This is a genomic window from Bacillus sp. SJS (assembly GCF_000732485.2).
Classification (GTDB): domain Bacteria; phylum Bacillota; class Bacilli; order Bacillales; family Bacillaceae; genus Metabacillus_B; species Metabacillus_B sediminis.
In genome coordinates this window covers 119,493-131,003 of sequence record NZ_JAQV02000016.1, presented here as the reverse complement: position 1 = coordinate 131,003, position 11,511 = coordinate 119,493, and the positions used below count along the sequence as shown (strand labels likewise).

Sequence of the window (11,511 nt, the reverse complement as noted above, 5' to 3'; positions counted from 1 at the left end):
CTCGTTATCGGACGCTCACGTTCAGATATCGGACACTTCCCATCAGTTATCGCCCACTCGCTCTTTTATCGGACTTTCACACCTGGTTATCGGACCATGACCCCGTTTACCGTCCACTCCCCTCTTAATTTGAACCTGAAACCATCCTTACCAAAATCTTATTTTTCATACTATTTCCCTATCCATTGACATATATTGATTGCTTGGTATAATACTTTTACACACAAAAGCGTAGAAGCGTTTAAGTGAAAAAGAAGGAGTGCAGCAATTATGGATTCAGATTTTATTCGATTTAGAACTTCGTTATTAATTTTAGCCGCTATGCTGGGGACGATTTTCACGTGTCTCTTCTATATAAAAACAGAGCCGCACCTTCCTTTAATTCTTTGCCTGATTTTTCTTGCCCTATTTGGAAAAGCGAAGGGCCAAAAATGGAGCTCGCTTGAAAAAGGGATGGTCAGCGGGATTCAGAACGGGATTCAGCCGATTATTATTTTGGCTTTAATCGGCATGCTGATCGCTGCCTGGATGTTCAGCGGAACAATTCCAACGGTCATACACTTTTCTCTGTCTGTGATTCAGCCTCAGTTCCTTCTAATTACGGGCCTGATCAGCTGTATGATTGTTTCCATGCTCGTCGGAAGCAGTTTTACGACGGTCAGTACGGTAGGAGTTGCTCTGATGGGAATTGCGGCAGCTGCCGGGATTCCATTAGAGTGGGCTGCCAGCGCCGTTATTTGCGGAGCCTGTTTCGGGGATAAGATGTCGCCTATGTCTGATACAACAAACTTTGCGGCTGGAGTGGCTGAAATTTCAATTATTGAGCATATCCGCCATATGACGAAAACGACTATACCGGCTATTTTGCTGACAGCCGTTATTTTCTTCATAATGGGACGGTCGATCACCATAGATCCCGCTGGAGCCGGTGAAATGAAAGAAATTATGAAGGCTATTTCCGGTGCAGTCAGCACAGGATGGTTTACCTTGCTTTCACCTGTTATCGTCGTTGCGCTGGCTATGCTCAGAAAACCAATCATTCCAACACTGATTATCGGACTGGCAACAGCCGGTTTTACAGGTATTTTAGCCGGCAATGGCGACTTCGCCCAGTTTATGAGCATCCTTCAAAATGGAACCAAATTTGAAGTGGCGAACGAACAGGCAGCATCAATTTTAAACCGCGGCGGACTTCAATCCATGATGTGGTCCATCTCACTCATCATGATTGCATTTGCTCTCGGCGGTTTAATGGAAAAACTCGGTGTGATCCAGTCCTTAATGAACGGTCTAATTAAAAAAGTGAAGTCCCGCGGACAGCTGATTGCTTCGACCGCCGCGTCCTCCATCAGTGTCAATTTTTCAACAGGAGAGCAGTACATGTCTATTCTGATTCCCGGTCAATCACTTAAACCGATGTACGGGAAACTGGGGATACCGAATAGGTACCTGTCAAGAACGCTGGAAGATGCAGGAACACTCGTGAACCCGCTTGTCCCTTGGGGTGTCAGCGGAGCGTTCTTTGCACAGTCACTCGGTGTTGATGTGGTTCACTACATTCCGTTTGCATTCTTTTTGTACCTGTCTCCTATTTTTTCAATTTTGTACGGGTTTCTTCCAAATAAAAAAGCCGATTCGATCAAATTGGCCGCTTAATCGAAAAAGAAGCATGCCGTTTGGCTGCTTCTTTTTACTTGATTTTTATAAACGTATTACACATCCACTCATTAAAACGTTCCTTTTCTTCCAATTGCGGATAATGAGCAGACTGATCAAAAGTAATAAATTCTTTTTTGGCAGCTTTCATTTCATCGAAATAGGTTTTTGCCGCTTTTGAAGAAGTCATATAATCATACTTGCCCATAACAAAATAAGTCGGTAAATCAAATTGTTTTACTCGATCAGATAGGTACCAAATGAAGGAAGTCATTGAAAAGATATTCAAGAAACAATTCAGTCATCCCTCCTTTACCCACTATCTCCTTCGTTATGATGGAAAAGCGTGCGCAGCTGCCTGTATGTTTGAAGAAAAAAATCAGGCCCGTGTAGAAAGTGTCGCCACGCTTCAGTCATTCAGAGGAAAAGGATTGATTGGTGATTTACTATCCTTTATTCAAGAAGAAGCTGTGAGAAAACATATCGATAAACTTTGGGTGCTTCCAATCAATGAAAGGGTTGAAAAGGTTTATAGCCGCTATGGCTTTGAGACCATTGCCGCAATGAAAACGGGGCATGCATTCTTAGGAGGAAAGAGTATAAAAGAGATTCAAAGTTAGGAGGATCAAAAAAAGGAGGCTGTTTAAAAAAGCCTCCTGAAAGGATATGTTTGAACACCACCCCCGGACGCTGTGTGAGCACTCCGGGGATTTCGTTTTTTAAATAGGTATACTCAAGGCTGATCGGAGTGGAAGGTGCGAGACTCTGTGCTGAGAGCAGCTGGACAGCCTCTTTTTTTAGTTTTAATAAACATCCTTTCTCGTAAAAAAGAAAAAGGAAACGACCAGTGCCGCAGCGGCCCAAATTGTCAGTACCGTCATCGAAAATCCAAGCGTCATACCGTTGATCGGCGGCGCCATGCCGCTAATATAATCGGTCAGCCTTAAGTTCACCATAAAAAGGTATTTGGCTGAATCCCATGCTGATACCATATTAGCAAGGATGGCTCCCGCTATAAGAAGGGAGAGCATGACACCCATGACGGAGGCGGTACTTTTCATCACGGAGGAAAGGGCAAAGGTGAGCGTGCCGACAACCACCGCCACAAACCAGACAAGACCGAAGTCCATGAGGAGGTACTGCCAAAGGCTCATCATTTGTACCTGACTCGTATCAAGCTGGCCGCCGTTTACCGTAAATCCGGTTAACACAGGTAAATTCCACCCGGTATAGCCTAAGGCGACTCCTGAAACGAGATACGTTAAGAATCCAACAGACAAGACAATAAACGAGATGGATAAAAGAAGCGTAATATATTTGCTTAAAAGGATTTTCCACCTTTTAACTGGCCTCGTCAGCAGCAGCTTGATTGTTCCGTTTGTATGCTCCGATGAAACGATGTCACTTGCAATGACCATCACCATCAGGGGCAAAAGCAAATCAATCGAATTTTCAGCGAATATTTTCATAAAGGTCGGAGCACCTGGGGCTGATGGATTTATATCATGGTCCAGATAATACTGCTGCTGATTGACCCGGATTTGCATAAATTCTTTCCACTCACCCGAAATGCCGCCTGAGCTCAGCCTGTTTTGCGTATTAATAATCTCCTGCTGCACCTGAGTGCGCCAGTCTTCAGTTCCCGCTTCTTTGACTGATTCTTCATGTTTCTTTACTTGGGCATATGTAAACAGCGCCGCCAGTACGGCAATGATGCCCATAATAATAAACAGCCTCTTTTTGCGGACAATCTTAATCGTTTCGTTGTAGACCAGATTAATCAATGGTTTCACCTTCTGTCAGTTCAATGAAGAGGTCTTCCAGTGTTGGAAGCTTTATTTCGATTCCTTTTACACTTACACCCTCGTTGACGAGCTTTTGATTCCAAACAGCGATTTGACTTTCGTCATTTGCAGTTATGAGCGTTCCGTCCTTCTCTGCAAGAACCGCCGTTTCCTGTCCGAGCAGCTCCTTCGCTTTTGAAAGGGGTTCTGCATGCCAGATTACTCGCTCTTTTTCTGTCAGCAAGGCCGTAACAGTGTCAACACGGAGAACCTTTCCTTTCGACATAATGGCTACCCGGTCGCACATTAATTGGATTTCACTGAGCAGATGGGAAGAAACAAGAACGGTTAATCCCTCCTTCTCTGCAAGATACCGGATAAATTCGCGCATTTCCCGAATTCCCATCGGATCAAGACCGTTTGTCGGTTCATCTAAGATGAGAACTTTGGGACGGCTGAGGAGCGCCTGGGCAATCCCAAGTCTTTGCCTCATCCCGAGCGAATACGTACTGACCCGGTCATCAATGCGGTGCTCGAGCCGGACAAGACGGACAACTTCATCAATCCGCTCCTTTTTCAAACCCGGAATCATCCGTTTGAAATACTCAAGATTTTCCCGCCCGCTTAAATACGTATAAAGCTCCGGATTTTCAACGATGCAGCCGATATTCCGGATGGCTTTTGTATACTGCTTTTCCAAGTCATATCCGCATATGGTGATCTTGCCTGATGTCGGTTTAATCAACCCGACCAGCATGCGGATAGTCGTCGTTTTACCAGCTCCGTTCGGACCTAAAAATCCGAATACTTCTCCTTTTTGAAGCTCAAAACTTAACCCTTTAATAATTTCCTTTTTTTTGATCCTTTTCTTTAGTCCCGTTACAGAGAGCGTCAAATTTTCTGTCATTTTTTCTTCCCCTCCTCACTGAAGATGATGAGCGAGGACAGCCGCTCTCCTATTAGCTTATACCCCTCTTCATTAGGATGAAATTTATCACTGTACAGATAGTCATTCACGTTCTGTTCAAACAAATCAAAGGTTGGCACCATAATGGTTTTCTTATATTTTGCCGATTCATTAGCGGTATAAAAATTCCACTCTCGGACAATGCCGGAGGTTACTGAGCGATTGGAAAGATCATTAAACGGGTTATAAAGCCCAATGTAAAAGATCGTCGCATCAGGATTAATGGTACGGATTTGCTTAAAAATTCCCCCAAGTCTTTTCAGGAAAGCCGTTCTTGTCTGTTCAACCGTCTTACTCGAAAGGTCGTTCATCACCTGTCCGCCCGCAAAAAGGTCATTTCCCCCGATGGTCATTACAATGGCATCGGCCTTACTGACTTGGCGCTGTATTTCTGCCTGCTTCAGCTGCTTGTCCAGCCCGGACGATGTCTGTCCGCTGATAGATAAATTAGAGAGCTGGAACTTCTGCTCCGACTTGCCTCGCAGATGATCCATTAAATACCCGACATATCCTTTTCCGCTTTCATCGCCGATCCCTCTTGTAAGAGAATCGCCAAGCCCAACGACAAGATACTCACCATCCTGCTTGACCGGCTTTGCATCAGATGTTTTGGTGATCATTTTTGCAGGAGGATCAGGCTGCTGAAAAAATTGGCTGTTCACCGTGTATCCTAAACCGCCTATCCACAATATGCTTGCGGCTAATGAAATTCCCGCTATCAGTTTTACACTTTTCATTTCTATCGTTTGCACCTTTCAGTGAGATTCTTTTATTGTACCTTAAATCATTGGAAAAGCTTAAAACTGCACTTTCATCAATGTGCTGCTCATAATAAAACCCGGGAATGCATATTGAACAGCATTCCCGGGTTTTAAATGTTTCCTTATTACTGCTTATAAAACGCCGTCCTTTTTCCGGTCGGGAAGCAAATCGCGGAACGCTTTTTGAATCGTCAGGGTGACCGGTCCCGGCTTTCCTTTGCTGTAGGATTTGCCGTCAATTTTTACAATCGGCATGACTTCGATCGTTGTAGAGGAGATAAAGACTTCCTCATACTGATCGAGTTCGGATGCCTGAATTTCTTTTTCCACTGTATTTACCCCGGCATTTCTGCATGCTTCTAATATTTTAAGGCGTGTGATCCCGTTCAAAATGAAGTGATTGGCGGGATGCGTATAAACCGTTCCATCCTTAACCGCATAAAAATTTGTGGAGCTTCCTTCTGTGACAATACCGTCCCGCACAAAAATGGTTTCAAATTTTCCTGCGTCCGCAGCTTCCTGTTTCGCCATCACATTCCACAGAAGATTCAGGCTTTTAATGTCGCATCGTTTCCAGCGCATGTCCTCCGCTGTGATGACCTCAACGCCGGTTTTTTGAAGCTCTTCCGGACGTTTCGATGGAATTGGATAGGCTACCAGCTGAGCTGGAATATCTGATCCGGGAAAAAGATGATTTCTTGGGCTGACCCCTCTTGTCACCTGCATATAGATTCCGCCGTCCCATACCTGATTCACTGACACCAATTCTCTTATTCTGTCTTTAAGCTCCGTCAAACTGTAAGGAAGAGAGATTTTGATTTCACCTGCACTTCTTTCGAGTCTCTGAAGGTGTTCATCCATTGTAAAAATTTCTCCCTCATACACGCGGATCACTTCGTATACACCGTCTCCAAACTGATACCCTCTGTCTTCAATATCTACTTTTGCCTGCCCTCTATCAATCAGTTCCGTATTCATCAGGATTTTCATTGTGCACCTCTAACGTTTAGGATTTGTTCTTATCATTACAAACGGTGGGCCGCGCTGTTGTCAAGCACATCCGAATAAATAAAAAAGAATATTTTTGACGGTAAATAGTTGAAATCTGCATTCTTGTCCTATAATATGTATCTATACAAAACACAAGATATAGAATACAAACAAAAAACAAACTACTATATATTGATTATATTCCACAGCAAACGGTGCTAAGATTAGCTTAAAAGGGAATCCGGTGAGATACCGGAACTGTCCCCGCAACTGTAAGTGTGACGAAATGGGCATACCACTGTACGGCTTCGTACGGGAAGGGCTCAAAGTAGGAGGAAGCACAAGTCAGGAGACCTGCCGATGCTGGATATGTTTCGCTTTTCCCGGGGATTGGGAAGATGAAACGGTGGAAATAAAAGATCCTCTTTTATTCTATCGTTTGATCCGCTCAATTGCCAAGAGCGGATTTTTTATTTTCCCTTGGAGGAGGATGGCTATGACAACCGATACGATGACGATGATTACCCATGAAAAAGGGATAAAAGGGCCGTTTGACGAACATGACTTTACTCAATGGATTCAGGAAGCCGGGACGGACTTCCCCCACCTTGATTTGCATCACTTTACAGAGAGATTAAAAGAATTGATTGCATCCAGAGATACATATACAGAAAAACAAATAAAAAACCTAAGCATATTAGAAGGCTTGGCCAATATATCCGAGCTTGAGCCGGATTGGACATACTTCTGTGCCCGTCTGTATTTGGATCAGCTCTATGCTGAAGCGGCCAAAAGCAGGGGCTATGAAAAAAGAGAGCAGTACGGATCATTTCTTGAATTAGTCGATAAGCTTCATAGCATCGGCATTTACGGAGATCTGATTCCGCAAGTCTATAGCCCAAAAGAAATCAGCGAGCTGGGCGAGATAATCGATCCGGACCGCGATCTGCTCTTCACCTATATTGGACTCCGGACACTTGCTGACCGCTACATTGCCCGCGACTACAGCAAAAATGTGATGGAGCTTCCTCAGGAACGGTTTATGATCATTGCAATGACCCTGATGGCAAAAGAGCCGGCGGAGCACAGGATCCACCTCGTAAAAGAAGCATACTGGGCGCTGAGCAATCTTTATATGACGGTTGCGACTCCTACTCTATCAAATGCAGGGAAATCCGTCGGTCAGCTGTCCAGCTGCTTTATCGATACAATTGACGACAGTTTGCAGGGGATTTTTGACAGCAACACAGACATTGCGAATCTTTCGAAAAGCGGCGGCGGCATCGGTGTCTATCTTGGTAAAATCCGCAGCCGCGGCAGTGATATCCGCGGATTCAAAGGCGTTTCCTCCGGTGTGCTTCCGTGGATGAAGCAGCTCAACAATACGGCGGTCAGCGTGGATCAGCTTGGCCAAAGAAAAGGCGCGATTGCGGTTTACCTGGATGTATGGCACAAGGACATTTTCTCATTCCTTGATTCAAAACTGAACAATGGAGATGAACGTCTCCGCACCCATGACTTGTTCACGGGCGTCTGTCTGCCGGATCTTTTCATGGAACAGGTTGAGGAACGCGGTGACTGGTATTTATTCGACCCGCATGAGGTCAGGAAAACACTCGGCTACAGCCTGGAGGATTTTTTTGACGAGAAAAAAGGCAGCGGCAGCTTCCGTGAAAAATATTGGGAATGTGTCCGCCACCCTGATTTGGCGAAGGAAATCATTCCGGCAATTGATATTATGAAGCGGATCATGATCAGCCAGCTGGAATCCGGAACACCGTTTATGTTCTACCGGGATGAAGTGAACCGGATGAATGCCAATGCACATGCTGGAATGGTATATTGTACCAATCTTTGTACAGAAATCACCCAAAACCAAAGCGCTACCACGATGGATGAACAATATACAGAGGATGGAAAAATCATTACGGTGAAAACACCCGGGGATTTTGTTGTATGCAATCTCTCTTCCATCAGCCTTGCTAAAGCAGTTAGAGAGGATGTGCTTGAACGCCTTGTCCCGATCCAGGTTCGAATGCTTGATAACGTTATCGATTTAAACGAAATACCAGTTCTGCAGGCGAAGCTCACCAATTCCAAATACCGCGCAATCGGACTCGGAACCTTTGGCTGGCATCATCTTCTAGCTCTTGAAGGGATTAAGTGGGAAAGTGAGGAAGCGGTACAGTACGCCGATAAGCTATATGAGAAAATTTCCTTTTTGACCATCCAGGCGAGCTCGGAGCTTGCGAAGGAAAAAGGATCTTATCCGGCATTTGAAGGGTCCGGCTGGGAAACAGGCACTTATTTTGAGAACCGAGGCTACCGTTCTGAAGAATGGCAGGAACTGCAGCAGCAAATCGCTGAAAACGGCATGCGGAACGGCTATCTGATGGCCGTCGCCCCAAATGCTTCCACCTCCATCATTGCCGGCAGCACAGCAAGTATTGATCCGATTTTTCAAAAGGTTTATTCGGAAGAAAAGAAAGACTACAAGATTCCGGTGACGGCCCCTGATTTGAGCCCGGAAACGACCTGGTATTATAAATCCGCCTATTTCACGGATCAGCATTGGAGCATTGAACAGAATGCGGCGAGACAGCGCCATATCGATCAATCGATCTCATTTAACTTTTACGTTTTGAATACGATCAAAGCAAAGGAATTGCTTGCTCTTCACATGGGCGCCTGGAATGCAGGACTTAAAACAACGTATTATGTCCGCTCCACTTCCAGCCTGATTGAAGACTGCGATTCATGCGCGAGCTAGGAGGAAAAACAGATGACAGATATTGCCCTGTCGCAGCGGACCATTATGGATCCGGATGCGCCGAATCGTTCAACTGCCCTGATCAACGGCCGGAGCTCCAACATTTTGAACTGGGATGATGTCGCCTATCCGTGGGCGTATTCCAAATATAAAAAAATGCTATCGAACTTCTGGACACCGTTTGAAATCAATATGTCTCAGGATGTTAAGCAATTTAAAGACCTCGATGAGTATGAAAAGGACGCCTTCCTGAAAATCATTGGGCTTCTCGCCCTGCTCGACAGCATTCAAACCGATTATGCAGGAAAAGTCGCTGACTACATCACAGACTCCAGCATTAACGCGCTCATGATTATGCTTGCCCAGCAGGAGGTCATTCACAATCATTCCTACTCATATGTACTCTCCAGCATCGTTCCGAAAAACAAGCAGGAGGAAGTATTCGAGTATTGGCGGAGCGAGGAAATACTAAGAGAACGGAATGACTTTGTCACTAACGGCTATAAGGCTTTTGCAGAAAACGCAAATGTTGAAAACCTGCTTAAGTCGCTTGTTTATGACGTCATTCTCGAAGGCCTGTTTTTCTACTCAGGATTCGCCTTCTTTTATAACCTCGCCCGCAATCAGAAAATGGTCGCGACGAGCACGATGATCAACTACATCAACCGCGATGAACAAATTCACGTCGATTTGTTCGTGAAAATCTTCAGAGAGGTGCTTGTACAATATCCCGAATATGATACACCCGATTTGAAAGTGTTCGTGGAAAGCACCATTGTAGAAGCCGCCGATCTTGAAATTGAGTGGGGCCGCCATATACTAGGCAATAAAATCGAAGGCATCAGCATGAAGGACGTCGAGGATTACATTAAGTTTTATGCCAACGTCCGCTCCAATCAGCTCGGCTATGACCGTCCGTTTGAAGGGTACAGGACAAATCCGCTTAAGTGGATCAAAGCTTACGAAGAAGTCGACCTCGGCAAATCCGATTTCTTTGAGCAGAAATCACGGCAGTATACGAAAGTAAATAATGTGGATAATGGATTTGATGATTTGTAAAATGTCTCAAAGGCTGGGTTTGTACGTAATTTGAGTGGATAAATGCGCAGCCGCGGGGTCAGTCACGCGATGCTTCACCGCAGAACGGGACAGAGACATCTCCTCTCAAACCCTTGCCCATCAACGGTTTGCAGAGCTCGTGCCGGAGCTTTATTTCGCTAATAGAGTGCGGGACTGGCACCTCAAAAGGAGCTGCTGCTGAAATATCTTTTTCAGCAGCAGCTCCTTATTTCATTCCGGTTCCCCTTCTTCCTCCCCGTCATTCTTTTGCTCCTTCAGCCATTTCAGCCATTCAGGCTGCGGCTGATCCGGACTGTCGCTGAAGACCTCTGTAACATCCCTTTCCTCCTGATGGGAAAGGATATCATGAATATCATTTCCATTGCCAAGGATGTTGCCAAATCCCTGATTATGCTTTTTACTGCTTTTAAAATCTGTCGGAAAGTTATTGCCGAAGCTAACGGCAGACGCATCCTCTACGGCTCCAATATGAATGTCTCCGATGGTGAAGTTCGCAGAAAGCGGTTTTCTATCATCTTCCTGAAGTTCCTTCTGCGGTTTACCGATTTGATAGGGTATGTTCTTTCCATTGATTCGAATATATATCTCTTCTTTAGACTGATTTTCGGGTTTGACATGCCGGGCAGTATTTGCGGAGTAAGGAAACGTATTTCCTATATTCATCGTCCCGCTCAGCTGCTTCACATCTACATTTTCTAAATGGTAGGTTAATTCCTGAATGTTCATTGTCTCAATGTGTTCAATATGAAAGGTTTGATGTACATGGCTCTGAGTTTTTTCAACCGTTTTCTCGATCGCTTCCAATCTTTTCTCGATCCGCTGAAGAAGTTCTAACCAGGCCTTTTCATCCGATGCCATTCCGTTTCATCCCTTTTGCACGTTCCGCCCAGCTGCGTCATATTATAAAATGAGCCTGGCGGACTGACATTTTGTATTGAGGGAGGAAATATGAGAATTAACCTTCATTCCCCTGAAATCAATTTTAAAGACTTGAATGTGCATGAAATTGCAGATAATGCAGGTATATTCATAGGAAGAAACCTGCAGATTAATTGGACTTCATCGCTAGACAGCCATCATTCCGGCTTCGGCACCATATCTGGCAATGACAATGAAATCTTTCATAATACACACCTTGTCCTTCACGATCATTTGAAAAAATCACCAGAAAAAGTGTATCAGCAAGTCACCAAAGGAAAACGGGCCCTTTAGTTCTGTTTCTTATTAGAGTCTTCTGCTTTCTTCTCCTGCGTTTCATCCAACGTAATATTATTAAATATTTTATTGGAATTTCCGCTTACTCTTCCAAACCCTTCATATACCCTCGATTTATTTTTCCATTTATACTGCAGGTTCTCTCCATAAAACAAACCAGAGCTATTTTGAATCAGCTTGACTGTCACTGATTGAAAATCTATCTTTGTCATTGAAAGAGCCCCTTTCTCATGCTTGTCCACGGACCATTGATTTTCTTATTAAATATATATAAGACGCAACGCTAAA

10 protein-coding genes, 2 pseudogenes and 1 riboswitch are annotated in these 11,511 nt (G+C 44.6%); of the genes and pseudogenes, 5 read left to right on the top strand and 7 right to left on the bottom strand.

Annotated features, from left to right (window positions below):
* Positions 1-270: 270 nt before the first annotated feature.
* A complete protein-coding gene (gene nhaC, locus AS29_RS09785) occupies positions 271-1,656 on the top strand; it encodes a Na+/H+ antiporter NhaC (protein ID WP_035405679.1) in 1,386 nt (461 codons plus the stop codon).
* A 34-nt stretch (positions 1,657-1,690) separates the two neighbouring features.
* Here the strand turns inward: nhaC and AS29_RS09780 are convergent.
* Positions 1,691-1,909: pseudogene (locus AS29_RS09780) on the bottom strand (alpha/beta fold hydrolase); the annotation flags it as partial.
* 13 nt (positions 1,910-1,922) lie between these two features.
* On the opposite strand from AS29_RS09780, the pseudogene AS29_RS09775 reads away from it, so the two are divergent.
* A pseudogene (locus AS29_RS09775) lies at positions 1,923-2,276 on the top strand (GNAT family N-acetyltransferase); the annotation flags it as partial.
* A 183-nt stretch (positions 2,277-2,459) separates the two neighbouring features.
* Here the strand turns inward: AS29_RS09775 and AS29_RS09770 are convergent.
* The 4 genes from AS29_RS09770 to dat all read right to left on the bottom strand — a co-directional run bounded on the left by AS29_RS09770 (position 2,460) and on the right by dat (position 6,158).
* Complete coding sequence (locus tag AS29_RS09770) at positions 2,460-3,440, bottom strand: ABC transporter permease subunit (protein ID WP_035405676.1); 981 nt, start codon at positions 3,438-3,440, stop codon at positions 2,460-2,462.
* The gene (locus tag AS29_RS09765; RefSeq protein ID WP_035405675.1) at positions 3,433-4,347 is read right to left on the bottom strand and encodes an ABC transporter ATP-binding protein; all 915 of its coding nucleotides are present in this window, start codon (positions 4,345-4,347) and stop codon (positions 3,433-3,435) included. Before AS29_RS09765 ends, AS29_RS09770 begins: the two co-directional genes overlap by 8 nt.
* Positions 4,344-5,144 carry an SGNH/GDSL hydrolase family protein gene (locus AS29_RS09760; protein WP_035405673.1) on the bottom strand — a complete coding sequence of 267 codons (801 nt, stop codon included), beginning with the start codon at positions 5,142-5,144 and terminating at the stop codon, positions 4,344-4,346. The genes AS29_RS09765 and AS29_RS09760 overlap by 4 nt, the downstream gene beginning before the upstream one ends.
* 156 nt (positions 5,145-5,300) lie before the next feature.
* Entirely contained in the window at positions 5,301-6,158 is an 858-nt protein-coding gene (gene dat, locus AS29_RS09755; RefSeq protein ID WP_035405671.1) for a D-amino-acid transaminase, read from the bottom strand.
* Between the two features lie 196 nt (positions 6,159-6,354).
* Positions 6,355-6,534, top strand: a riboswitch (cobalamin riboswitch).
* 114 nt (positions 6,535-6,648) lie between these two features.
* On the opposite strand from dat, the gene AS29_RS09750 reads away from it, so the two are divergent.
* Both AS29_RS09750 and AS29_RS09745 read left to right on the top strand, forming a co-directional pair.
* A complete protein-coding gene (locus AS29_RS09750; protein WP_035405703.1) occupies positions 6,649-8,928 on the top strand; it encodes a ribonucleoside-diphosphate reductase subunit alpha in 2,280 nt (759 codons plus the stop codon).
* A gap of 12 nt (positions 8,929-8,940) precedes the next feature.
* Positions 8,941-9,987 carry a ribonucleotide-diphosphate reductase subunit beta gene (locus tag AS29_RS09745; protein WP_035405669.1) on the top strand — a complete coding sequence of 349 codons (1,047 nt, stop codon included), beginning with the start codon at positions 8,941-8,943 and terminating at the stop codon, positions 9,985-9,987.
* 231 nt (positions 9,988-10,218) lie between these two features.
* Here the strand turns inward: AS29_RS09745 and AS29_RS09740 are convergent, their stop codons facing one another.
* Positions 10,219-10,866: a hypothetical protein gene (locus AS29_RS09740; RefSeq protein WP_035405667.1), complete on the bottom strand. Its 648-nt coding sequence runs from the start codon at positions 10,864-10,866 to the stop codon at positions 10,219-10,221.
* 90 nt (positions 10,867-10,956) lie between these two features.
* Here AS29_RS09740 and AS29_RS09735 point away from each other — a divergent pair, with 90 nt between their 5' ends.
* Positions 10,957-11,220, top strand: a complete 264-nt coding sequence (locus tag AS29_RS09735; RefSeq protein ID WP_035405666.1) for a hypothetical protein — start codon at positions 10,957-10,959, stop codon at positions 11,218-11,220.
* Here the strand turns inward: AS29_RS09735 and AS29_RS09730 are convergent.
* The gene (locus AS29_RS09730; RefSeq protein ID WP_035405664.1) at positions 11,217-11,435 is read right to left on the bottom strand and encodes a hypothetical protein; all 219 of its coding nucleotides are present in this window, start codon (positions 11,433-11,435) and stop codon (positions 11,217-11,219) included. The genes AS29_RS09735 and AS29_RS09730 overlap by 4 nt on opposite strands.
* Positions 11,436-11,511: the final 76 nt, after the last annotated feature.